Annotated in this window: 19 protein-coding genes, 1 tRNA gene and 1 pseudogene; 10 read left to right on the top strand and 11 right to left on the bottom strand. The window is 61.4% G+C overall.

Annotated elements, in window-relative coordinates; translation table 11 throughout:
• Positions 1 to 17: 17 nt before the first annotated feature.
• Positions 18 to 407, bottom strand: a complete 390-nt coding sequence (locus tag C6571_RS14465; RefSeq protein WP_106447312.1) for a COG4315 family predicted lipoprotein — start codon at positions 405 to 407, stop codon at positions 18 to 20.
• A gap of 106 nt (positions 408 to 513) precedes the next feature.
• The gene (gene smpB / locus C6571_RS14470) at positions 514 to 987 is read right to left on the bottom strand and encodes an SsrA-binding protein SmpB (protein WP_106447313.1); all 474 of its coding nucleotides are present in this window, start codon (positions 985 to 987) and stop codon (positions 514 to 516) included.
• A 124-nt stretch (positions 988 to 1,111) separates the two neighbouring features.
• On the opposite strand from smpB, the gene C6571_RS14475 reads away from it, so the two are divergent.
• Both C6571_RS14475 and C6571_RS14480 read left to right on the top strand, forming a co-directional pair.
• Positions 1,112 to 1,552 (top strand): type II toxin-antitoxin system RatA family toxin, encoded by a 441-nt coding sequence (locus C6571_RS14475; RefSeq protein WP_106447314.1) that lies wholly within the window; start codon positions 1,112 to 1,114, stop codon positions 1,550 to 1,552.
• Entirely contained in the window at positions 1,545 to 1,868 is a 324-nt protein-coding gene (locus C6571_RS14480) for an RnfH family protein (RefSeq protein WP_106447315.1), read from the top strand. The genes C6571_RS14475 and C6571_RS14480 overlap by 8 nt, the downstream gene beginning before the upstream one ends.
• Positions 1,869 to 1,887: 19 nt before the next feature.
• On the opposite strand, the gene C6571_RS14485 is transcribed toward C6571_RS14480, so the two are convergent.
• Positions 1,888 to 2,406 carry a DUF4124 domain-containing protein gene (locus C6571_RS14485; protein ID WP_106447316.1) on the bottom strand — a complete coding sequence of 173 codons (519 nt, stop codon included), beginning with the start codon at positions 2,404 to 2,406 and terminating at the stop codon, positions 1,888 to 1,890.
• A 77-nt stretch (positions 2,407 to 2,483) separates the two neighbouring features.
• Here C6571_RS14485 and guaB point away from each other — a divergent pair, with 77 nt between their 5' ends.
• Both guaB and guaA read left to right on the top strand, forming a co-directional pair.
• Entirely contained in the window at positions 2,484 to 3,959 is a 1,476-nt protein-coding gene (guaB, locus tag C6571_RS14490) for an IMP dehydrogenase (protein WP_106447317.1), read from the top strand.
• Between the two features lie 153 nt (positions 3,960 to 4,112).
• The gene (guaA, locus tag C6571_RS14495; RefSeq protein ID WP_106447318.1) at positions 4,113 to 5,759 is read left to right on the top strand and encodes a glutamine-hydrolyzing GMP synthase; all 1,647 of its coding nucleotides are present in this window, start codon (positions 4,113 to 4,115) and stop codon (positions 5,757 to 5,759) included.
• 27 nt (positions 5,760 to 5,786) lie between these two features.
• Here the strand turns inward: guaA and C6571_RS14500 are convergent, their stop codons facing one another.
• Positions 5,787 to 6,665 carry a hypothetical protein gene (locus tag C6571_RS14500; protein ID WP_146139339.1) on the bottom strand — a complete coding sequence of 293 codons (879 nt, stop codon included), beginning with the start codon at positions 6,663 to 6,665 and terminating at the stop codon, positions 5,787 to 5,789.
• Positions 6,666 to 6,939: 274 nt separating this feature from the next.
• Between C6571_RS14500 and C6571_RS14505 the strand changes: the two genes are divergently transcribed.
• The gene (locus C6571_RS14505) at positions 6,940 to 8,655 is read left to right on the top strand and encodes a long-chain fatty acid--CoA ligase (RefSeq protein WP_106447320.1); all 1,716 of its coding nucleotides are present in this window, start codon (positions 6,940 to 6,942) and stop codon (positions 8,653 to 8,655) included.
• Here the strand turns inward: C6571_RS14505 and C6571_RS14510 are convergent.
• Positions 8,648 to 9,016 (bottom strand): PilZ domain-containing protein, encoded by a 369-nt coding sequence (locus C6571_RS14510; protein WP_106447321.1) that lies wholly within the window; start codon positions 9,014 to 9,016, stop codon positions 8,648 to 8,650. The genes C6571_RS14505 and C6571_RS14510 overlap by 8 nt on opposite strands.
• A 91-nt stretch (positions 9,017 to 9,107) precedes the next feature.
• On the opposite strand from C6571_RS14510, the gene C6571_RS14515 reads away from it, so the two are divergent.
• The 3 genes from C6571_RS14515 (at position 9,108) to C6571_RS14525 (ending at position 12,899) form a co-directional block, all read left to right on the top strand.
• Positions 9,108 to 11,480 carry a sensor domain-containing protein gene (locus C6571_RS14515; protein ID WP_245901298.1) on the top strand — a complete coding sequence of 791 codons (2,373 nt, stop codon included), beginning with the start codon at positions 9,108 to 9,110 and terminating at the stop codon, positions 11,478 to 11,480.
• An 84-nt stretch (positions 11,481 to 11,564) separates the two neighbouring features.
• Complete coding sequence (locus C6571_RS14520) at positions 11,565 to 12,365, top strand: 2OG-Fe dioxygenase family protein (RefSeq protein WP_106448261.1); 801 nt, start codon at positions 11,565 to 11,567, stop codon at positions 12,363 to 12,365.
• Positions 12,366 to 12,461: 96 nt separating this feature from the next.
• A complete protein-coding gene (locus C6571_RS14525; protein WP_106447323.1) occupies positions 12,462 to 12,899 on the top strand; it encodes a universal stress protein in 438 nt (145 codons plus the stop codon).
• 47 nt (positions 12,900 to 12,946) lie between these two features.
• On the opposite strand, the gene msrA is transcribed toward C6571_RS14525, so the two are convergent.
• From msrA to C6571_RS14550, 5 genes and pseudogenes are all read right to left on the bottom strand, one after another.
• Positions 12,947 to 13,684: a peptide-methionine (S)-S-oxide reductase MsrA gene (gene msrA, locus C6571_RS14530; protein ID WP_245901299.1), complete on the bottom strand. Its 738-nt coding sequence runs from the start codon at positions 13,682 to 13,684 to the stop codon at positions 12,947 to 12,949.
• An 11-nt stretch (positions 13,685 to 13,695) separates the two neighbouring features.
• Positions 13,696 to 14,879, bottom strand: a pseudogene (bktB, locus tag C6571_RS14535) (beta-ketothiolase BktB).
• Positions 14,880 to 14,968: 89 nt separating this feature from the next.
• Positions 14,969 to 15,727 (bottom strand): SDR family NAD(P)-dependent oxidoreductase, encoded by a 759-nt coding sequence (locus C6571_RS14540; RefSeq protein ID WP_106447324.1) that lies wholly within the window; start codon positions 15,725 to 15,727, stop codon positions 14,969 to 14,971.
• A gap of 63 nt (positions 15,728 to 15,790) precedes the next feature.
• Positions 15,791 to 16,957: a PQQ-dependent sugar dehydrogenase gene (locus tag C6571_RS14545; protein WP_106447325.1), complete on the bottom strand. Its 1,167-nt coding sequence runs from the start codon at positions 16,955 to 16,957 to the stop codon at positions 15,791 to 15,793.
• Between the two features lie 21 nt (positions 16,958 to 16,978).
• Positions 16,979 to 17,052, bottom strand: a tRNA-Gly gene (locus tag C6571_RS14550).
• Between the two features lie 216 nt (positions 17,053 to 17,268).
• On the opposite strand from C6571_RS14550, the gene C6571_RS14555 reads away from it, so the two are divergent.
• On the top strand, positions 17,269 to 18,573 hold the full coding sequence (locus C6571_RS14555; RefSeq protein ID WP_106447326.1) for a tyrosine-type recombinase/integrase: 1,305 nt from the start codon (positions 17,269 to 17,271) through the stop codon (positions 18,571 to 18,573).
• 897 nt (positions 18,574 to 19,470) lie between these two features.
• On the opposite strand, the gene C6571_RS14560 is transcribed toward C6571_RS14555, so the two are convergent.
• The gene (locus C6571_RS14560) at positions 19,471 to 20,241 is read right to left on the bottom strand and encodes a hypothetical protein (protein WP_146139340.1); all 771 of its coding nucleotides are present in this window, start codon (positions 20,239 to 20,241) and stop codon (positions 19,471 to 19,473) included.
• 1,185 nt (positions 20,242 to 21,426) lie between these two features.
• Between C6571_RS14560 and C6571_RS14565 the strand changes: the two genes are divergently transcribed.
• Complete coding sequence (locus C6571_RS14565) at positions 21,427 to 22,302, top strand: hypothetical protein (protein ID WP_146139341.1); 876 nt, start codon at positions 21,427 to 21,429, stop codon at positions 22,300 to 22,302.
• Positions 22,303 to 22,351: the final 49 nt, after the last annotated feature.

Here is a 22,351-nt window from a genome sequence, read left to right on the forward strand (position 1 = left end):
CAAGGCAATGCGGGAGTTCAGGGACGGACGATTTTCCAGCTTCCACCCACGCCATCGCCCACCATGTCACCCGATTTCTGGTCCTTGACGAAGTAGTACAGCGGCTGACCACGGTACGCCCACTGCTTGCTGCCGTCGGCGCGCGTGACGATGGAGTAGTCACCCATGGGTTTGGCGGTACTGGCGACGGGCAGTGGTGGCCAGTTGGCGGCGCATTGGGCGTTGCAGTTGGACATGCCGGGGGCGTCTTTTGAAAAAACGTACAGCGTGTTGCCCGTGGGACCAATCAGGCGCCCATCCGCAGCACGGGTGGGCATGTCGGCTGCCATCTTGCTGGAATGGGACGGCATCATCGAGCAGCCCCCGAGCAGGACGGCCGCCAAGAGGGTGGGTGCGAGCAGCTTCATGGAATTACTCCTGAAAGACAAAACGCCAATGTAGGAGCGATTGCGGTCAGGCCATGTCAGCCGACAGGCCGAGCACGCGCCTGGCGAGACCGGCAGCTCGCGCAAGCTACCGGTTGCGGCTCTTCATGACGCGCTCTACCTCGCGCTTGCCTTCGCGGTCTTTGATGGTGTCGCGCTTGTCGTGCTCGGCCTTGCCTTTGGCCAGGGCAATGTCCACCTTGGCGCGACCATCTTTCCAATGGAGGTTGAGGGGAACCAGCGTAAAGCCCTTTTGCTCGACCTTGCCGATCAGGCGTTTGATCTCTTCCTTGTGCAGCAGCAGCTTTTTGGTGCGTGCCGCTTCGGGGCTGACGTGGGTGGAAGCCGTCTTGAGTGGGTTGATCTGGCATCCGATCAAATACAGCTCACCCTCGCGAATCACCACGTAGCCATCGGTCAGCTGCACCTTGCCTTCGCGCAGCGCCTTGACTTCCCAGCCTTGCAACACGATACCCGCCTCGTAGCGTTCTTCGAAGAAGTAGTTGTATGCGGCCTTCTTGTTGTCGGCGATGCGGGAAGAGGAGTCGGGTTTTTTAGCCATCAGGTGCGTGTAGTGCGCCAGTGCGGAGGCCAGGGAGCCGTCTCTACAATCACTGTTGTTGCGCAGTTGCGATTCTAGTCAGGGCCGGCGAGCGCAACTGCCGCGCGCTGCTGCCCCGTTGTCAATGAAACAAGTCCATAAATCCGTTCTGATCTGGTACAGTCCGCAGGAAATGTTCAACTTGGTCACTGAAGTGGACCGGTACCCGGAATTTCTTCCCTGGTGTGACCATGCGCGCGTCCTGGAGCAGGCGCCGCAGAGCATGGTGGCCGAGGTGGGCATTTCCATGGGGGGCATTCGCCAGACCTTTGTCACCCGCAACACGCATGAGGTAGGCAGGCGGGTACAGATGCAGCTCGTCAAGGGTCCCTTTTCCCGTCTCAACGGGGACTGGCACTTTGACCCCCTGGGCGACGGCAGCGAGCGTGCCGCACGCGTCAAACTTCAGCTTGACTACGGCTTTGACAACGCAGCGCTGGCTGCGCTGGTAGGGCCGGTGTTTGACCGCATTGCCGCAAGCATGGTGGACGCCTTTGTCAAGCGGGCCGAGCAGGTCTATGGCTGATGCACAGGCGCCGGCTGGCAAGCTGCGTATCTCGGTGTGGGCCTGCACCGGTCCCGGCGCGGTGCGTGAATGGGCCGGGGATCTGCCTGCCGGTGCCCAGGTGATCGATGCGCTCAACGCCTGCGGCTGGGCAGACCGTGAGGCCGGAGGGGTAGCCGGCGTCTGGGGCCGGGTGGTGCCCCTTGGGCACGGGCTGCGCGATGGCGATCGGGTGGAAATTTACCGCGCGCTCACCGTAGACCCCAAGGTCGCCAGGCGCGAGCGCTTTGTGCAGCAAGGCCGCCGGGGTGCCGGCCTGTTTGCGCGTGGGCGGTAGCCGGGTTCGCAAACTTCACTTAGGGTTTGCAGTCGGAATCGATGACGGATTGGGCCCGTTTGCGCTCGACCGCGCGGCTGGCGTCGTCCATAAACACCTGCTCGCCCTTGGCGTTGGTGTGTTTCATCAACTGGCCTGAATCGAGCGAGGCTTTGGCCTGTTTGGCGCGCGTGCAGTTTTCGGCGCGGTCGGCAGCAAGTTTTTGCTGCGCAGCCTTGTCCTTGGCCGCCTTTGCGGCTTCTGCTTCGGCCTCGGCTTTGGCCTTGCGCTCTTCCAACAGCTTGTCGGTGCCCTTCGCGGACGATGCTGCGGCCGGCTTGGGCGCTGGCGAAGGCGCGGACTGTGTGTCTGCTACTGGCGCAACGGGCGCGATGCGCTGGTGCGGCTGGCGCAAGATGTCCTTTTCGGGGATTTCCAATGGAGGCGGGCGGTCGCTAAAGACCTTGCGTCCGTCCTTGTCGATCCATTGCCACTGCGCCATGGCGCCCGCAGACCAGGCACAGGCGAAGGCCACCAAGCAGAGTTTGTAGAGCTTCATGGCTGCAGTTTAGCGTCAGCGGTGCCTCGTGGAGCGGGCAATAGCGGCAGGTACAATTGTTTTTTTGGAGCTTTCACATGCGCCTTCTAGGCAAAGCGCTCACCTTCGACGACGTGTTGCTGGTGCCAGCGTATTCTCAGGTCCTGCCCAAGGACGCTTCTCTCGCCACCCGTTTTTCGCGCAATATCCGGCTTAATTTGCCGCTGGTATCCGCCGCCATGGACACCGTAACCGAGGCGCGCCTGGCGATTGCCATCGCTCAGGAGGGCGGCATTGGTATCGTGCACAAGAACCTGACGGCGCAGGAACAGGCCGCCCATGTGGCCAAAGTCAAGCGCTACGAGTCCGGCGTAGTGCGCGATCCGGTGGTCATCACCCCCGAGCATACGGTGCTGCAGGTGCTGCAACTGTCCGAGCAGCTCGGTATTTCAGGTTTTCCGGTGTGCGATGGCGGCAAGGTGGTGGGTATCGTTACGGGCCGCGACCTGCGTTTTGAAACGCGCTACGACGTCAAGGTGCACCAGATCATGACGCCGCGCGAAAAGCTCATTACCGTCAATGAAAAGGATGGCACATCGCCAGCCGAGGCAAAGGCTTTGCTGAACAAGCACAAGCTCGAGCGCATCCTCGTGGTCAACGATGCCTTTGAACTCAAGGGCTTGATCACGGTAAAGGACATCACCAAGCAGACCAGTTTTCCAAACGCTGCGCGCGACGCATCGGGCCGTCTGCGCGTCGGCGCGGCCGTCGGCGTGGGGGAGGGCACGGAGGAGCGTGTCGAAGCTTTGGTCAAGGCGGGTGTCGATGCCATCGTGGTGGATACGGCCCATGGTCACAGCAAGGGCGTGATCGAGCGCGTGCGCTGGGTCAAGCAGAACTACCCTGGCGTGGACGTGATTGGGGGCAACATTGCCACTGGCTCGGCCGCACTCGCCCTGGTGGAAGCCGGTGCCGACGCCGTCAAGGTAGGCATTGGCCCAGGGTCCATCTGCACCACCCGGATCGTCGCTGGCGTGGGTGTGCCCCAGATCATGGCGATCGACAGCGTGGCCACCGCGCTCCAGGGGACGGGTGTGCCTTTGATTGCCGATGGCGGCGTGCGCTTCAGTGGCGACATTGCCAAGGCCTTGGCGGCAGGCGCCAGCACCATCATGATGGGCGGCATGTTTGCCGGGACCGAAGAGGCGCCGGGCGAAGTCATTCTGTTCCAGGGCCGCAGCTACAAGAGCTACCGCGGCATGGGCAGCATTGGTGCCATGCAGCAGGGCAGTGCCGACCGTTACTTTCAGGAGTCGAGCACCGGCAACCCGAACGCCGACAAACTGGTGCCCGAAGGTATTGAAGGCCGCGTGCCCTACAAGGGCTCCATGGTCTCCATCGTCTACCAGATGGCCGGAGGTGTGCGCGCGGCCATGGGTTACTGTGGTTGCTCCACCATTGAAGACATGAATAACAAGGCCGAGTTCGTCGAGATCACCACAGCCGGCATTCGCGAGAGCCACGTGCACGACGTGCAGATCACGAAGGAAGCGCCCAACTACAGGGCAGACTAGCACCCTGCGCCGCCTTCGGCGCCACCCCCCCTTAAGGGGGCTGCTCCAGCAGACTGGCAAAGCCAGATCTGCGGTGCCACGGGTATGGCACTGCGCCAGTTTTGAGTTCGCTTGCAACAGCGACATCGTTTTATTGCCAAAAAGTCAGCCGTCATGCAGCACCAGAAAATTCTCATTCTCGATTTCGGCTCCCAGGTCACCCAGCTCATCGCCCGCCGCGTGCGCGAAGCCCATGTGTACTGCGAGGTACACCCCTGCGACGTGACCGATGCCTGGGTCCGCGAGTTTGCCGCAGACGGCATGCTCAAGGGCGTCATCCTCTCTGGTAGCCACGCCAGTGTCTATGAAGACACCACCGACAAGGCGCCCCGGGCCGTTTTCGAGCTGGGCATACCGGTGCTGGGCATCTGCTACGGCATGCAGACCATGGCGCACCAACTGGGCGGCAAGGTGGAAAGCGGCCACCAGCGCGAATTTGGTTTTGCGGCGGTGCGTGCCCGCGGCCACACTGCCTTGCTCCAAGATATTGCCGACTTCACCACGCAGGACGGCCATGGCATGCTCAACGTCTGGATGAGCCACGGCGACAAAGTCACAGAGCTGCCACCGGGCTTCAAAATCATGGCAAGCACCGACAGCTGTCCCATTGCCGGGATGGCCGATGAGGCACGCGGTTTTTATGCGGTGCAGTTTCATCCCGAGGTGACGCACACGCAGCAGGGCAAGGCAATCCTCGACCGTTTCGTGCTGGGAATCTGCCAGGTCACGCCCGATTGGGTGATGCGCGACCATGTTGCCGAGGCGGTGGCGCTGATTCGCGAACAAGTCGGCGATGAAGAGGTTATTTTGGGCCTCTCGGGCGGCGTGGATTCGTCCGTCGCCGCCGCGCTGATTCACCGGGCCATCGGGGACCAGCTCACCTGCGTGTTTGTCGATCACGGCCTGCTTCGCTTGAATGAAGGCGATATGGTCATGGAAATGTTCGTCGGCAAGTTGCACGCCAAGGTGATCCGCGTGGACGCTGCGGAGCTGTTCCTCGGCAAGCTGGCCGGTGTTTCAGATCCGGAAGCCAAGCGCAAGGTCATTGGCGGTGAATTCGTGACCGTATTCAAGCAGGAAGCCGCCAAGCTCAAGGCCAGCGCCGCCGGAAGGCTTGGAGTTGACGGCCTGCCGTCCGTCAAGGGCGCCAAATGGTTGGCGCAAGGCACCATCTATCCTGACGTGATCGAGTCGGGGGGCGCCAAGAGCAAGAAAGCGGTCACCATCAAGAGCCACCACAATGTGGGCGGCCTGCCCGAGCAATTGGGACTGAAGCTCCTGGAGCCCCTGCGCGATCTGTTCAAGGACGAAGTGCGCGAGCTGGGTGTGGCCCTGGGCCTGCCGCCCGAGATGGTCTATCGCCACCCCTTTCCCGGGCCGGGCCTGGGCGTGCGCATTTTGGGCGAGGTAAAGCAGGAGTACGCCGATCTGCTGCGCCGTGCCGATGCCATCTTCATTGAAGAACTGCGCAACTGCATCGACCCCGCAACGAACAAGTCATGGTACGAATTGACGAGCCAGGCCTTCACCGTTTTCCTTCCGGTCAAGAGCGTCGGCGTGATGGGCGACGGCCGCACCTACGATTACGTGGTGGCGCTGCGCGCCGTGCAGACCAGCGACTTCATGACAGCCGACTGGGCCGAGTTGCCGTACGCGCTGCTCAAAAAAGTATCCGGCCGCATCATCAACGAAGTGCGCGGTATCAATCGAGTGACTTACGACGTTAGCAGCAAGCCGCCAGCGACGATCGAATGGGAATAACGGTCAATTTTGCGAGATTTTTCGGGATCACGCCGTCAAGTCGCCAGTGGTCGGGTCGTAGCTTCTCCCGTTCAGGTCGACCATCAGGCCAGTTACAGGGTCGCTCTTGGCAAGACGGTAGGTCCCAGCGCCATTGCCGTCCAAACCTCGGTATTCGGCTTGTGCCAGGGTGACGCGATTGTTGTTGGACACCACGCCGTCCGAAGTCCACTTGTTCTGCGTCAGCCATTCGGTGGTGTTTGTGCCGTTGGCGGTTTCAAGTTTCCCGTCCAGTTGCATTTTGTAGAGTGTCGGGTCCATGTTGAAACCTTCCGCCAAGCGCAACGCAGCAGGATTCTCTTTGTAGTACGAGGCGGTCGCTTCGGGCATTGCGGACAGATCGCTTTTGATCAGGCTTGATCCATCGGTTGGAAACTTGGAGAGGGCGCCACTGTGTATAGCTTCGTAGTCGGCAGCAAACTGCGGATTGTTCTTGAAGAATGTGTAGCGTCCGAACGCCTCTTGATCTCCACCCATGCGCGCGAGGCCCATCATGTTCAGGTAGTCGGGGGCCTGGTAGTCTGGGGCAAAGCTACCGCCCAATCCCTTTTCCCAGATCCGAAACTCCTCAAGATCCTTGAACGGGAGCTTGTCGGCTGCGGCGGATGGATCGCCCGCAAAGGTTTGCTGCGTGCTCTTGTAGGCACTGGACGTAGAGGTTGCCTGCGGGTCAGGTACCACAGCGGCGTTTCCCGGCACCGCAGCTGCCGACGATAGCTGTTCGAGGCTGCTCTGCAGTTGTTTCAGGAAATTGACCGGATCGCTGCCCGAGCCGCTGTTGGCCGCTTGCTCTACGGCCTTGGAGGCAGTGGAACCTTTGACGCCCAGTGACTGCAACAGGCTCGTGGCTTGGGAAATATCGAGCATCATTCAACTCCTTTGACAATGAGCGATCCAAGACATCAGCGCCGGTAGCGTCGTTGCCCTGATGGAAAAAGCTCACCGCAAGTATGAGTCGTCGTCGAGGTGTGGATGGATTGGAAAGCGGGGCGAATGCCCTGCATCTTTCCTGATATCCACCGGGCTCCATGCGTTCCTGGGCGCACGCAGGCCTGACCCCCACGTGACAGCGTTTCCGGGCAAACCCCCGGCGCTCACTGCCGTTGGCGAAATAGACTTTCGACCCAAAGGAAGATGCACCATGCGCCCTCACCACGCTTTCTGGCCTAAGCGATTGCCCGAATCCATTGCTGTCCCCGCAACCTCGCTCTGGGACAACCTGGCAGTCAACGCCCGGCGCTACCCGGACAAGGCTGCGCTGATTTTCTTTGGCACCGAAACCAGCTACCGCCAACTGGCCGAAGGGGCCGAGCGTTTGGCGGCCCAATTGCATGCGGTGGGAGTCGGTCGTGGCGATCGGGTGGTGCTTTGCATGCAGAACTGTCCACAATGGGTGGTGGCACATTTCGCCATACTGCGCGCGAACGCCGTTGTCGTTCCGGTCAACCCGATGAACCGGGCCGAAGAACTCAAGCACTACATCACCGATCCGCAGGCACGCGTTGCCATCACAACCGCCGATCTGGCTGGTGAACTTGTCTCCGCCAGCAATGCTTTGTCGCCGGGGCAGGGGCTTTCCACACTGATTGTGACGCGCTATACCGATGCCTTCGATGGCTCGGTTGAAGGCGACGACGCTCCGCCCGCCGCGTGGCGTGAATGGTTGACGCGCCACCATGACACACCGGTGCTCGCTGGTGGGCAGCTGCTGACTTGGAATGATGCACTGGCCTGCGTCGCGCCTGTGCCGGCGCATGTTGTCGGGCGCGACGATTTGGCGGTTCTTCCCTACACCAGCGGCACCACCGGTCTGCCCAAAGGCTGCATGCATCTGCACCGCAGCATCATGCACAACGCCGTTGCCAGTTGTCTTTGGGGATCGGGGTCGTCGGGCAATGTGGCGCTTGCAGCAGTTCCGATGTTTCACATCACCGGCATGGTGAGCGTCATGCACGCCACCATCTACAGCGGCGGCACATTGGTGCTGATGCCCCGATGGGACCGCGATCTGGCTGGTCGCATGATTTCACGCTACAAGGTCACCAATTGGACCAATGTGCCGACGATGATCATTGATCTGCTCGGCAGTCCGAACTTCGCCAACTACGATCTCTCCAGCCTGGTCTATATCGGAGGCGGTGGCGCCGCCATGCCACAGGCCGTGGCACAGCGTCTGCAGGACCAGTACGGCCTGCGCTATGCGGAAGGCTACGGCCTGACGGAAACGGCGGCGCCGTCGCACTCGAATCCGCCCGATGCGCCCAAGCAGCAGTGCCTGGGTATTCCTTTCATGAGCACCGATGCCCGTGTGATCGATCCGGACAGTCTGGCGGAGCTGGGCGTCGGCCAGCAGGGCGAGATCATCGTGCACGGGCCGGAAGTGTTTGAAGGCTACTGGCAGCGCCCCGAGGCCACGGCCGCAGCGTTCATTGAACTCGATGGCAAGCGCTTCTTTCGCACCGGCGACTTGGGGCACGTGGACGCAGATGGCTACTTCTTTTTGACCGACCGGCTCAAGCGCATGATCAACGCGTCGGGCTTCAAAGTGTGGCCGGCGGAGGTGGAGGCCTTGATGTTCCGCCACCCCGCCATCCAGGAAGCCTGTGTGATCGGCACGCGTGACCCTTACAGAGGCGAGAGCGTCAAAGCGGTGGTGGTGCTGCGTGCCTCGCATATGCAGACAACGGAGCAGGACATCATGGACTGGTGCCATGACAACATGGCCGCCTACAAGGCACCTCGAGCCGTCCAGTTTGTCGATGCCCTGCCCAAGAGTGGCAGTGGCAAGGTGATGTGGCGTGCGCTGCAGGAAGCTGAGGCGGTGCAGCAATCCGCAGCGAAAACAAGCCTTAACTGACAGCGCCCACCAGCTCGCCCAAATCGCGCTCCAGCAGCGTCGGGTCGCCTAACTGCAGTTCGATCAAACGGCGCAGATGGGTCACGCTGTCAAGGTCGGAGTGCGTGCACAGCAGGCCGAGCTGCCTGGCGTCGACGTGGGCCACCAGAGCAGCCATTTGGATCTGGCCGCTGTCGCTGGACAAGGGCAATGTCAGGGTGCATATCGACTCTTGTTTCATGCGCACCCCTTCGGGCAGAACGATCAGCGCGCCTTTGAGCGACAGATCGAGCACCTGCACTTGCAGCGTGAAGTCCCCGCTCACCAGCTGTGCCGGAGCCGCAAAATGCACGCGAACAAAATGGCGACGTTCATGTGCCATGGAATAACCTCCTTGCATAGCTGCCCGCCAGCGGCACTTTGCACAGGCGCGATGCGGTCCAGGTCTTCCCTGCCCACAGCGCCCAAGCGGTGTGAAATTTCGTTACGATGGTGTCCATGTGCTTGCCCCGTTCCGTGGTGTGATTTTGCTCCCGAAATGGATGCATTTCCTGCAGCTTCGCGCTGTGCCTGGGGTGCTTTTGCTCTTGCCGCTGTCGAAGGCCTTTGCGCAAAACGCCGCAGCCTTGGATTCACCCGCCCGATTCGTCGAACTTCTTGAGCTGCCCTGGCTGCATTGGGGTTTGCTGGCGCTGGGGCTTTTTTGCCTTGTTTTGCTGTTGCACGTGATTGTGTTGCGGCGCAAGGTGGCTGAGCGTACCCAGCACGTGCGGACCAGCGAGCAAAAGCTCTCGGCCATTCTTGACAACGCGGGTGCTCTGGTGTTCATCAAGGATACCGACTGTCGTTACCAGTATGTCAACCGGCAGGCAGCGGATTTGATGGGTTGCGCCGTGGCCGACATTGTCGGCAAGGACGATACCGCCTTTTTCGACGATGCCACGGTGCAGGCCGTGCAAGCAAATGACCGGCGCGTCTTTGCGTCTCGCGAGCGCATTGAGGTGGAGGAAACCACGGTCGCAAAGCACGGTGGGGAGCCTCGCGTCTATCTTGCTGTCAAGGTGCCCTTGTTCGACAGCCAGGGCGCGGTCATGGGCGTTTGCGGTTATTCCACCGACATCACCGCGCTGCGCCGCGCCGATGAATCACTGCGTCTGGCAGCCACCATTTTTGAATCTCAGGAGGGGATGCTGATCGCAGGCCCTGACCGGCGTATTTTGCGTGTCAACGGCGCTCTGTTGCGCCTGACCGGATATGCAGATGGCGAACTCCTTGGTCAGAACCTCAGCCAGTTGCAATCAGGACGCAGTGACGCCACGTTCTACGCCGAAGTCTGGAATGCGGTTGCCCAGAACGGTCACTGGGCGGGTGAAATGTGGTTGGAGCGCAAAGGCGGGGAGGTTTACCCGGCCTGGGTCCACATTGCCCAAGTGCGTTCGGCGGCAGGCGAAATCACGCACTACGTCAGCACGCAGATGGACATCTCGGAGCGCAAGGCTGCAGAGGACGAAATTCGCACACTGGCTTACTACGATGCGCTCACTGGTCTGCCCAATCGCCGCCTGATGTCCGACCGTCTGCAGCGCAGTCTTGCCAACAGCCAGACTGGAGGCCTAGGCGGCGCCTTGCTCGTCGTGGATCTCGACAACTTCAAGGACCTCAACGACACGCTGGGCCACGACACGGGCGACGAGTTGCTCCGCCAGGTGGCCGAGCGACTCGAACAATGTGGGCGCCGCAGCGATACGGTTGCGCGTCTGGGAGGCGACGAATTCGCGATGCTGCTCGAAGGCTTGAGCACGGACCGTGCGCAGGCAGCTCGGCAGGCCGAGGCCGTTGCGCGCACCGTGCTGGAAATGCTAGGCAAGGTTTTCGTGCTCGATGGGCGCGTGCACCACACCTCCTGCAGTGTGGGTATTGCGCTTTATGTTGATGCTGCAGGCAGTGTGGAAGAGTTGCTCAAGCGCGGGGATCTCGCGATGTACGAGGCCAAGGCCCAGGGACGCAACACCTTGTGCTTCTTCGATCTGCGCACCCAGGAAGCCGTGGCGAAGCGCACAGCCCTGGAGGCCGACATGCGCGAGGCGCTGGTGCAGAAGCAGTTTGTGCTGCACTACCAGGCCCAGGTGGAGGCTGGTGGCAAGCTCGTCGGCGCCGAGGTCCTGGTGCGCTGGCGGCATCCGGTGCGCGGCTGGATCTATCCGGACGACTTCATTGGCATTGCCGAGGCCACCGGCCTCATCGTGCCTCTGGGTGCCTGGATTTTGCGCAGCGCATGCGTCGAGCTGGCCAGGTGGGCGGGCCACCCAGACACCGAACCGCTCACGCTGGCCGTGAATGTCAGTGCCCGGCAGTTTCGGCATATCGGTTTCGTGGAGGAGCTGCTCACGGTGCTGCGCGAAACCGGGGCCAACCCTGCGCGTCTCAAGCTTGAACTCACCGAGTCGCTGCTGCTCGATGACGCGGAAGGCGCCATCGAGCGCATGACGCAAGTGCGTGCCCATGGCGTGCGGTTCTCTCTGGACGATTTCGGCACCGGCTATTCGAGCCTGTCTTACCTCAAGCGCCTGCCGCTGGACCAGCTCAAGATCGACCAGAGTTTCGTACGCGACATCCTCGTCAATGCGAACGACGCCGCCATTGCGCGCACCATTGTTTCGCTGGCCCACAGCATGGACTTGCGGGTCATCGCAGAAGGCGTGGAAACCGAGGAGCAGCGCGCCTTGCTGGCAGACTTTGGTTGCCATACCTGGCAGGGCTATCTGTTTGGCCGCCCGGCAGCTGTGCAAGAAATGCTGGCCCAGTTCTCTCTTTCCAGCAACCATGAATTGCTATTTAAAGAATAGCATTAAACCTAATATGGATAAGCGCAAAAGGCATTTTTTATTTGAATTTTGTTTGCAGCGCAGGGCTGCGCCCAGGTTGCTTTCATGACAACGGCGAGGCCTGCGGTGCAGCCGCTGTTTGCTCCTCCGTATTGCGCCCCCGCAGACGCAGCAGCGCAGCTGCGGAGATCGGGCTTTGCCTTGCTCAGCGGGCACGATCTCGCTCGCTGGATTGGCGCCACGCCGCAAGAGCTCCACGAACTGGCGCGCGCCTGGAACGATTTGCCACCCGACAACTACCTGCTCGATGGCGGGCGCTATCGCAGTCGGCGCCATGGTTGTTTCGAAGTGCAGGCGGGCGCATGGGTGCCCGTGCCGCGTCGCGCGCACTGGCAGCCTGTGGAATACAACGCCTTGCACGGCGGCATTGAACGCTGGTTCGAGCCCATGGCCCAGGACACGCTGGCGCAGCCGGCATGGCATGCGCTACTCACAAACCTTGGCAGCCTGTGTGATGCAGTTTTTGCGCCAAATGCTGACGCGCTGCGCTGGTACGTGGAGTCGCACCAGTTTCGCATCGATACCGCGTCCGGCATTGGCCGGCCCACGCCGGAAGGCGCGCACCGGGACGGCGTTGATCTGGTGGCCGTATTTCTTGTGGCGCGCGACGCCATCAAGGGCGGCGAGACGCGTATTTTTGAAGCCGCATCGCCCGCTGGACAGCGCTTTACGCTTACCGAGCCGTGGTCTGTGCTGTTGCTTGACGATGCCCGCATGGTGCATGAAACAACGCCCATTCAGCCGCTTGCAGCTGCCCAGCCTTCGGGCGAAGGCGGCCACCGCGACACCCTGGTTCTGACTTGGCGGCGCGGTGGTTTTCAAGGTCCGCTACTTGGCGCGGCCTAGCGCAGGCCCGCCTGTCCCGCCTATGATGCCGGTCAAGGTGCGCACTGAGCGCTGCACGCACACTGTGTGCGAGTGAATTCAACCAAGGAGGACAATATGTTCAAGCACATTCTGGTTCCCATCGACGGGTCTCCCACCGCGATGCTCGCGGTTTCCAAGGCCGCCGAGCTCGCCAAGGCCTTTGGCAGTCTGGTGACGGCGCTCTACGTCATCGATCCCTATCCGTTCACCGGTGTCGGCGCCGATTTCGCCTACGGCCAGTCGCAGTACCTCAGTGCCGCCACGGCAGAGGCCAACACCGCGCTGGATGCGGCCAAGCGTGCCATGCAGGCGGTGGGCGTCACGGTGGAAACGGTTCTGGGCGAGGGCCACGCGGTGCACGAAGGCATCGTGCGTGCGCTGGAGAACACCGGGGCTGACCTGGTGGTCATGGGCTCGCACGGACGCCGTGGTCTGGAAAAACTCATGCTGGGCAGCGTCACGCAGCGCGTGCTGGGCGTAGTACATGTGCCGGTCCTGGTGGTGCGCAGCTGATACGGCTCGCTGATCCCAAAAAGAAACGGCGCTCTTGGCGCCGTTTTCTATTTCAACACCAACACGGGCTCCTCACGGTAGCGTTCGGGCAGCAAGGTCTGCAGATTGCGCAGTTTGGGGGCGTCATAGGTGGTGATGTAGATGGTGTTCGGATTGCGCGCGGCGTAATCCTGGTGCCCCGGCTCGGCGCGATAAAACCGGGTGAGTGCCGTGACTTCCGTTGCAATGGGCGCGCTCAGGAGGCCCGTGGCATCGAGCTGTGCGATATAGGTTTGCGCCAGATCGCGCTGCTCGGTGCTCTCATAGAACACGGCGGAGCGGTACTGGGGGCCGAAATCCGGGCCTTGGCGGCCTTGCTCTGTCGGATCGTGCGCTACCGAGAAGAACACCTGAAGAATTTCGCCCAACGTGATTTCGCGCGGGTCGTACCGCACCTGCACCGCTTCGGCATGGCCTGAATTTCCAGAACTGACTGCCGGGTAGTTGGCCTGGCTTGCTTCGCCGCCCGCATAGCCAGAAACTGCGCTCAGCACGCCGCGCGTGTGCTGAAACACCGCCTGCACGCCCCAGAAGCACCCTCCGGCCAGCACTACACTGGCTTCCTGGGCCTGCGACGGCGCTGCCGCAGAGACGCCTGTGGGAAGGGGCAAGAGGCGCGCCGGCTGGGCGCGAGAGACAAATGCCGCATACAGCAACGCCAGCACCGACAGCAAGGCCACCAGCGCAATGATGCGTGGGCCGCGCAGGCTCTCGGGCGGCGCGTCTGGAGAAGGGCGGGCCGGCACGCAGGGAGCGCTCAGACCCGTTCGAAGATCGCTGCAATCCCCTGGCCGCCGCCAATGCACATGGTGACCAGCGCGTAGCGGCCCTGAATGCGCTGCAATTCGTACACCGCTTTCACGGTAAGCAGCGCGCCGGTGGCGCCAATCGGGTGGCCGAGCGAAATGCCCGAGCCGTTGGGGTTGACCTTGGCCGGGTCCAGCCCGAGGTCGCGCGTGACAGCGCAGGCCTGGGCGGCAAAGGCTTCGTTGGCCTCGATCACGTCCAGGTCGGCCGCCGTGAGGCCGGCGCGCTTGAGAGCGAGTTGCGTCGCCGGCACGGGGCCAATGCCCATGTACTTGGGGTCCACACCCGCATGCGCATAGGCCACCAGGCGCGCCATAGGCGCCAGGCCCCGCGCCTTGGCGGCGCCGGCCTCCATCAGCACCACGGCCGCAGCGGCGTCGTTGATGCCCGAGGCGTTGCCGGCGGTCACCGTGCCGTTTTCTTTCAGGAACACCGGCTTGAGCTTGGCCAGGTCTTCAACGGTGGCGCCGGGGCGGAAATGCTCGTCGGTGGCGTACTGCACATCGCCCTTACGGCTCTTGAGCGTGACCGGGACGATCTGGTCCTTGAAGAGGCCGTTCTGCGTGGCGCGCTCGGCCCGGTTGTGGCTCTCGACCGCCAGCTTGTCCTGGTCTTCGCGCGTGATGCCCCACTTGGCGGCAATGTTCTCGGCCGTCACGCCCATGTGAATGTTCTCGAACGGGTCGTGCAGCGCGCCCATCATCATGTCGATCAGCTTGGTGTCGCCCATGCGCGCGCCAAAGCGCGTCGCCAGGCTGGCGTAGGGCGCGCGGCTCATGTTCTCGGCACCGGCACCAATGGCGATGTCGGTATCACCCAGCAAAATCGCCTGGCTGGCGCTGACGATGGCCTGCAGGCCGGAGCCGCACAGGCGGTTGACGTTGAACGCCGGCGTGCCTTCGCCGCAGCCACCGTTGATGGCGGCGACGCGCGAGAGGTACATGTCCTTGGGCTCGGTGTTGACGACGTGGCCGAAGACGACATGGCCCACGTCCTTGCCCTCGACCTTGGCGCGCGCGAGCGACTCACGCACAACCAGCGCGCCCAACTCGGTGGGGGCACATCTTTCAGGCTCCCGCCAAAGGTACCAATGGCGGTGCGCACTGCGCTGACGACGACGACTTCACGGGACATGGGGTACTCCTGGTAACAAAAATAGGGTAAAAATGGGCTCTAGCGCTTATCTGGCATACGTAAGAAGCTACTAATTTAATAGCAATCCATCATGCGTCGCGTACATCCGCCACGGGATGCAGGCCGAAGTCCTCGCGCTTCAGATAGGCCAGCACGCGGGCGGCGGCCTCGCTGGGTGTGGTAAGGCTGCCTGCCGTTTTCATCTGAGCGAAGTTCTCTGCGTCGGGAAACAGCGCCGGGTCGGTGCTGCGCAGCTGCACCTGCATGTCGGTGTCGATCACGCCCGGCGCCAGCGAACAGATCTTTGCGCCGTGCGCCTTTTGCGCTTCGTCCAGCGCCGCGCAGCGCGTGAAGTGGTCCATGCCCGCCTTGGCCGCGCAGTACGCCGACTGCGATGCCATGGCGCGCCGGCCCAGCCCTGAGGAAATATTCAGTACCTTGCGCGGCACCAGCCAATGCTCGGTTTCTCCGAGGAAGGCGCTGGTAAGCAGCATGGGCGCTTCCAGCCCGACGCGCAGGGCCTTGGTCAACTCGCCGGCGTCGCTCTCCGACAAGGGGGCAATGCGCGGCAATACCCCGGCGTTGTTGATCAGGGTGGCGCTGCCAAAGTCGTCGAGCGACTTGCGTTGCAGCCATTCGCGCAATCGCGCTGCGGCGCCTGCGCCGTCGGTCAGGTCCTGCTGCCACTGCAGCAGCGTGCAACCGACAGCGTCGGCCGCGTCCTGCAAGGCGGGCGCTTCGCCGCGCGAAATGCACAGCAAGGTGTCGGTGGGTTGGAGGAGTTGCTGCGCCATCGCGAGGCCCATGCCACGCGAAGCGCCGGTGAGGATGGTCAGATGTCGGCTCATGCCAACATGGTACTCGCGCAGCTTTTTGCACGCTGACAGGCCGGCGACACGCGGGCCAAGCGCTCAGCGGTCGGTATAGCGCACGCGGTAAATTACGCCGTTCTGGTCTTCGGCTATCAACAGCGAGCCGTCCTGCGCCACGGCGAGGCCGGCGATGCGGCCGAACTGCGTGGGCGGCTGGGTGTCCAGCAGCCAGCCGGTGACAAAGTCTTGCATGCCCATGGGCTTGCCATCGGCGCCAAAGCGCACGCGCAGCACGCGGTAGCCGCTGGGCCTGGAGCGGTTCCAGGAGCCGCGCATGGCGACAAAGCCGTCGCCCTGGTAGTCCTTGGGAAACTGCGTGCCGGTGTAGAACAAAAAGCCAATCGGCGCTGAATGGGCGGTGGTCGTGGCGGCGGGGGCCTCGGTGCCGGGGCAAAAGTCTTTTTTGCTGGTGCCCGGCGGGTCTTGCGGCTGCACCGGGTCGGGCACCCGCGCGCCCAGGCACCAGGGCCAGCCGTAGTGCCTGCCTTGCACGATGGCGTTGAGCTCTTCGGGCGGCTGGTCGTCGCCGCGCATGTCCGAGCCGTGGTCAAAGCCGTAGAGCTGACCCGTTTTGGGCTGCCAGCCAAAGCCCATGGTGTTGCGCAGGCCGCGGGCAAAGATTTCGCGCTGGCTGCCATCGGGCCGCAGGCGCAGCAGCGTGGCGTGCTCGGGGTTGGCTTCAAGGCAGTTGTTGCAGGTCGAGCCCACGCTCAGGTACAGCCAGCCGTCCGGCCCCATGCCCAGCGTGCGGCGCGGGTGGTTGCCGCCTTCGGGCAGATCGGCCAGCAGGCGCCGGGGCTTGGACAATGTACCGTCGCTCTGCACCTCGGCCACGTCCAGTGCGCGGTCTGACACCATGAACAGCTTGTTGTCGTGCAGCAGCAAGCCGTGCACCCGCCCGATGCGCGCCACGGTTGTCTGCACGTCGGCCACGCCATCGCCATCGGTGTCGCGCAGCAGAAGGACCTCGCCCTGCGCGCGGCGGCTGGCATAGACGTCGCCATTGGCCGCTACCTGCAGCCAGCGCACATTGCCCAGGCCCTGGGCAAAGACGGAAATCTCAAAGCCCGGCGGGAGTTTGAGGCTGTGCAGCAAAGATTCAGAAAACGGGACGGGGTTGGGCTGGAGAACCGCCACCACGGGCTTGCCGTCCATGGGCTGCGCCGAGGCAGCGTGGTTCCAACCCAGCAGTGCGCAGAGGGCCATGCTGGCCAGGCGCTTGAGAACTGGAGCGGGTGAAGGGAATCGAACCCTCGTATGAAGCTTGGGAAGCTGCCGTTCTACCATTGAACTACACCCGCGTCTATCCGGTTCCTTTAAAATCAACTACTTATGACGTAAGTACCTGATTTTATTCGTGTTTCTTTAGCGTCGTAAAAGTCGTAGCAACCTAGCTTTGCCTCCGTCGGCATCACTATACTTACGCTTCAGGCGTAGGTTCTGGCGTAACTTTTCTCGGTTCCTACGCTTCTGGCCCGGCTTGTGGCTTGGCCGATCATGGACGGGAGTATAGGCGCATGTTCTTCGATGCCCGCGCGGCCAAGCTACTACAGCCTGGCCGGCATCTTTTATTGGATGGTTGTCCTGGCCTTCGATTGGAGGCGTCCACAACACGACGTTCCTGGACATACCGCTACAAGGACCTCAATGGGCGCATGAAACAAGTGGGCATCGGGCAGTGGCCGGTCATGTCCGTGCAGGAGGCCGTCGGCAAGTGGAGAGTGTTAAGCGCAGAGCGTGCAGCCGGAGTGGACCTCGTGGGGGCAAAGCGTGAGGCGCGGCAAGTATTGGTGAGGGCGGGCGAATCTGACGCTTGCGAGGCACCCACAGTACGAAGTGTCGTGATGAACTACGCGCTTGGGCCGCTCACGCAGACGAGATCAGAGAAGGGAGCAACGGCGGCGAAACGGGCGCTGCTGCGTCTATTGAACGAAGACCCCGAGTTTGCTGCTATGCCTGCGCTGCATCTCAAGCGCGACAAGGCTTTTGCCGTGATCGACGGGCGCAAGGCATACCCAGCCGCAGCGGCCAAGTTGCGTAGCTTGATGGGGGCTGCCTGGGAATATGCGCAGGACAAAGGCGATTTGCCCGAAACGCCCAACTGGTGGCGCGAAGTTCTGCGAGGCAAGCTCCGCAGCAAAGGAAAAAACATTGGAGGCGAGCACGTTGGGCGCCAACGTCGTGTATTACCAGTCCCTGAGGTCACTTCCTTATTGGGTTGGCTGCCCAATATGCACGACCTGGCGCGCGATGGGGTGTTGATGTACTTGTGGACGGCGACGCGTGGCGTGGAGATTTTTGGGGCTAAGCCCGAGCATCTTCGCCACGACGGAAAGGTGTTGTGGTGGACCATCCCAAAGAGGTCCACGAAGAACGCGCGGTTTGCCGATTCGGTGGATCTCCGCGTGCCTTTATTCGGACGGGCCCGGGAGGTCATGGAGCGCCGCAAGGCACATGCAGGCGCTTCCGGTCTGTTGTTTGAAGATGCGCGCGGAGAGCAATACACCCAGCACGATTTTTCAACCTACGTCTACGATCTCCAGCCCTATTCAATCAAGTCCAAGGCGCGTCCTGGTAGGCCTGTCCTCCCGGTATCAGGCTGGACACCTCATCACCTTCGCAAAACGGCCCGTACTTTCCTGGCGCAACTCGGCTGTGTGCATGAAATCGCAGAGGCCATCATGGGGCATCTGCCTACCCAGATCGTCGACACCTACAACGCCTACACCTACGACGCCGAGCGAATTTACTGGCTGCGGAAACTCTCGGACTTTCTTGAAGGCCTGGTGCCCGCAGACTCGGGCTTGCCTGCCCTGCCATAGCCGCTGTTTGGAACGGGCAAGGCGTCGGACACGGGAAGGGTGCGACCCCAGGCTACAAGTTCTTCCGTTAGCCAGGCTGTGCGCCCCTTGCTGATAAGGCGTGGCTTCGGGGCTTCGCCACGCGCTGCCATTTTCTCAAGTGTGCTGACTGAGATAGAGAGGAATTTGGCAGCATCCTCCCGCGCCAGATAGAGCGGCGTCAGGGTGATGATTGGCTGCAGGCTCTTCACGTGCTCTCCTGTTGTGGGAGGCGGCGGAATGCAATTGATGTCGTGCAAATCGAAGCTTGAAGCCTGGCCGCCCAGGCCGCCGGTTGCTTAATCGCCTGCGTCAGATTACCTCCGCGGGCGGAGGCGCGTGAACGAGCCGTAATCTTTGCCAGTTTGGTTACGCTGTTCCCCCTGCCGCACCGGGTGATAGTTACCCGAAGAGGGGCTGGCAGTTTTTGTGGGGCCGGTTGGTTTTCGGGGAGCATTGTTTGGCTGTAACTAACGAATTTGTTGTTGCTAATTTATTACCTAACGCCGCTGGTTTTTTGCCAAATGAGAAGGTGAAAATCGTCGTTTTCGACCAGCGCTTAATGAACAAGACTCTGATCCGGCAACCGATTGAATAGGCCCCCCTTGAGTTCGAGATCGCCCTCATGGCCAGCAAGAACATCCTGATCAACTGACTCAAGAGGAACAGGTCGCTCAACTTGTGCTTGCCTTCAACCCTCGGGTTTGACTTCGCCGTCGATTGCGTCGTTGGGTTGGATTGGCATCACGGTACTTTCTGGATCGGCTGCGGGGTTGTGGCCAGCGCACGGGGACCGAGCGCTGCTTGTGGTCCCTGAAGGCTAGACCTGCCCCATTTCCCGTGGGAGTAGGCCCTCTCGGGCATTCGGGCAGCCATCGCTCACGTCTCGCCGTCGTTCTCCCCCTGCGGGTCGAGTAGCCAGTACCAATCCTTGCCGAGCGGCTGGTACACATGCGCCTGCAGGTGCTCCTGGGTGCGGCCTTTCTCCGGTGCAGATGAATCGCTGGCCTGCAGGTGCGTGAGCAGGTGCTGGGCGCCGGTGGCAAGTACAGCTCCTACCTCCGTCTGTACTGTCACCAGCTCAAGCTCCTCCTGCAATTCCCGCTTGAGAAGCTCGAGCGCATGGCGCTCGCGCTGCAGGCGCCGGAGCGCAGCCTCCACATGGGCCGCCCAGGTGGCAAGGGAAACACGTCCCTCCCAGTGGATGCCGGCCAGCTCCAGGTCTTGGGTCAGCTGCGCGGGAAGCGGCTCAGACAGAATATGGGCATTGGGTGCCTGTGCAAACAGCGCCCGTACCCTGCGTGCGACCTCCAGCACCGCCTGGATGCGAAAACCCACGTTCGACAAGGCGAGCTGCTCTCGCTCCAGACGGCGCTCCAGGATGCTCTGGTCCAGCTGGCGCAGCTGCGCGGACAGTTCGGAATTGAGCAGTGCCGGCAGGATGGAGTCGGCCACCTGGGCTTGGAGGCCGCCGAGTGCGCAGGCCAGGGCGGCCTGGGAGCCGGCCAGGCCCGAGTCCTCCCAGCAGATGAACTCGGGCTCTTGGAGGGGAGCCACAGGGAGGCTGCGCAGGAGAGTCGTTGGAGAAGGCGCAGGGCCTTGCGCGCCCGAGATGGAGGAGAGAGTGGTTTCGGTAGATTTGCTGTGCATGATGCTTTCCAGTGAATTGGATGCCACCCGGGCAGACGATCTGTGGGTTTGGCCAGCCAAAGATCTCATGTGGCAGCGCGAAGTCAAATTTGAGCGGTGTCCTCAGACCGACTTTCTTACCCAAGAGGAAATGCCTATACGGTAGACCAGTCAGGCGACGGAACGAAAATGCGCCATTCAATAAGCGCCCAACGAACCAGAGATAGAAGAGCAGCGCACCGACGTCTTTTTTCAGACATACATTTACTTGGCTCGCAAGGAGACATAGAAAAATTCTGGAAAAAAGCTTGATCGCTATCAAAAAGTTCGCCTTTCGACCGGCTAAATTTAGCCGGTCGTGCCGGTGCTTGAGAATTCAGCAAAGCCGTGATGGGGTAGTGCGGCCAGCAGCGAAAACTACCGTTTACAGCGCCTGTTTCAACCGGCTAAATTTGGCCGGTGTGTCGTTCCTGCGTGCTCAAAAATTCAGCAAAGCCGTGATGGGGTAGTGCCGGCAGCAGCGAAAACTACGGGCTACGGCGCCTGTTTCGACCGGCTAAATTTGGCCGGTGGCTCAAAAAAAAGCGTTGTGAGCCTCTCGCGCGCACGTTGCGAGCGCGTATGTCTTGTCGCCCGCAGTCTGCGACCGGCCAAATTTAGCCGGTCCCGCGCGTGCGCAGATCAGTGACGACTCTAAGAGGGGGTGGGGAGGTTGCGCCAGAACGGACGCACCTTAACAAGCGCAGCGCATGCAAAACCACTTCACGGAAAAGCGGTATTCGACTGCTCTTAAATAAAAAACGAACGTAATTTAAAAACAAAAACCAAAACAAAAAATAAAAATCTATATTATAGATAACAAATTTATAATAGGGAGATACTATCGTAATATTATATTCTATAGTAATACGTTAGTATTATTATAGAATATTATATTATTAGATAGTATTAGGTATTAAGAGATCTAACACCGTCCTTGTTAGAATACCCATTATAATTAAAATTTAATTTTTTCACGGTTTCGCGTCGAATGTTGCGTTAAAACCGCGAGGTTTCCAACGCGCAGAGTGGGGCGCCGATCATCGGCCAAATTTTCAACAAAAAGGTGCGAATTCCGACTCGTGACGATTTTACGCCGTCATTCGACAAATCGGGCAGAAGTGGTGACTCCAGAATGGTCCCAACCACAACCTTCACGAAATGCCCATGAAAGCCGAAAAATCTGCCATCGACCAGACCGCCCACGCTGCGGCGCATCAGGTGATCGAAGAGCTGGACGAAGCCACCCAGCTCGCCCGTGAGACCATCAACGCCCAGCAGCCTTCGGCAGCGGCTTTGGTTGAGCCAGCACCGGCCGCCGAGATGAGCGACGCCGAGCGTGCCGCACGCAAGGAAGACCGCGTTCAACTGTTCATTCGCCGGGCGGCTCGCCAGCGCCAGCAGGGTCTCAAGGAGCTGGAGCGCGTCTATTCCGGCGTCATGGTGGTGGACCGCGAGATCAAGATTTTCGACCCGCACATTGCCTCGTCCGTCACGCGCTTCCTCGGCCTGACCGACAAGACGATCCATCTGGTGGGCCGCATCGGTCGGCACTTCATGAGCGATGCGCAGATCGAGAAACTCCAGCAGTCGATTCAGGAAATGTGCGATACCTACGTGCAGGAAGGCCGCCAAGCCGCTGCCGTCGCGGCCGAGCTGTCGCAAAAGGGGCGTGCTGAGAACTTCATGTGGATCGAGCCGCACTACCTTGCTCCCGCCCTGGAAGTGAAGTTCCAGGTCAAGTCCCGCAGCACCCTCGCCCTGGCTGAAGCCGCGCAGCACTGGGACGAGGCCATCCGGCGCATGTGCGAGATGGAATTCAACGCCTGCACCACTTCCTCGCAGATCAGCGAAGTGCGCCTGCGCGAGCGCCGCCTGTTTGCTGCGCTGAACAAGCATTGCGTGACCATCATCATGGGCATGAGCCGCCGCTCTATGGCCGCCGCGAATGAACGCAACGATGGCCACGCTGCCAGCCCGGCGCCTGCCATGCAAGAGGCCGAACCGGCCCGTGCGGAGCCTGCCGAAGCGCTCGCCGACTAACCCCTTTTTTTCTCAGTCCTCCCCCTTTCACCCGGCGCGTCCGGGTGTT

The organism is Simplicispira suum (assembly GCF_003008595.1).
GTDB classification, from domain to species: domain Bacteria; phylum Pseudomonadota; class Gammaproteobacteria; order Burkholderiales; family Burkholderiaceae_C; genus Simplicispira; species Simplicispira suum.

What these genes read in the sequence shown, in the direction of transcription:
- C6571_RS14465 (WP_106447312.1), bottom strand. Translation starts at nt 407, where the DNA reads ATGAAGCTGCTCGCACCCACCCTCTTGGCGGCCGTCCTGCTCGGGGGC.
- smpB (WP_106447313.1), bottom strand. Translation starts at nt 987, where the DNA reads ATGGCTAAAAAACCCGACTCCTCTTCCCGCATCGCCGACAACAAGAAG.
- C6571_RS14475 (WP_106447314.1), top strand. Translation starts at nt 1,112, where the DNA reads ATGAAACAAGTCCATAAATCCGTTCTGATCTGGTACAGTCCGCAGGAA.
- C6571_RS14480 (WP_106447315.1), top strand. Translation starts at nt 1,545, where the DNA reads ATGGCTGATGCACAGGCGCCGGCTGGCAAGCTGCGTATCTCGGTGTGG.
- C6571_RS14485 (WP_106447316.1), bottom strand. Translation starts at nt 2,406, where the DNA reads ATGAAGCTCTACAAACTCTGCTTGGTGGCCTTCGCCTGTGCCTGGTCT.
- guaB (WP_106447317.1), top strand. Translation starts at nt 2,484, where the DNA reads ATGCGCCTTCTAGGCAAAGCGCTCACCTTCGACGACGTGTTGCTGGTG.
- guaA (WP_106447318.1), top strand. Translation starts at nt 4,113, where the DNA reads ATGCAGCACCAGAAAATTCTCATTCTCGATTTCGGCTCCCAGGTCACC.
- C6571_RS14500 (WP_146139339.1), bottom strand. Translation starts at nt 6,665, where the DNA reads ATGCTCGATATTTCCCAAGCCACGAGCCTGTTGCAGTCACTGGGCGTC.
- C6571_RS14505 (WP_106447320.1), top strand. Translation starts at nt 6,940, where the DNA reads ATGCGCCCTCACCACGCTTTCTGGCCTAAGCGATTGCCCGAATCCATT.
- C6571_RS14510 (WP_106447321.1), bottom strand. Translation starts at nt 9,016, where the DNA reads ATGGCACATGAACGTCGCCATTTTGTTCGCGTGCATTTTGCGGCTCCG.
- C6571_RS14520 (WP_106448261.1), top strand. Translation starts at nt 11,565, where the DNA reads ATGACAACGGCGAGGCCTGCGGTGCAGCCGCTGTTTGCTCCTCCGTAT.
- C6571_RS14525 (WP_106447323.1), top strand. Translation starts at nt 12,462, where the DNA reads ATGTTCAAGCACATTCTGGTTCCCATCGACGGGTCTCCCACCGCGATG.
- C6571_RS14540 (WP_106447324.1), bottom strand. Translation starts at nt 15,727, where the DNA reads ATGAGCCGACATCTGACCATCCTCACCGGCGCTTCGCGTGGCATGGGC.
- C6571_RS14545 (WP_106447325.1), bottom strand. Translation starts at nt 16,957, where the DNA reads ATGGCCCTCTGCGCACTGCTGGGTTGGAACCACGCTGCCTCGGCGCAG.
- C6571_RS14555 (WP_106447326.1), top strand. Translation starts at nt 17,269, where the DNA reads ATGTTCTTCGATGCCCGCGCGGCCAAGCTACTACAGCCTGGCCGGCAT.
- C6571_RS14560 (WP_146139340.1), bottom strand. Translation starts at nt 20,241, where the DNA reads ATGCACAGCAAATCTACCGAAACCACTCTCTCCTCCATCTCGGGCGCG.
- C6571_RS14565 (WP_146139341.1), top strand. Translation starts at nt 21,427, where the DNA reads ATGAAAGCCGAAAAATCTGCCATCGACCAGACCGCCCACGCTGCGGCG.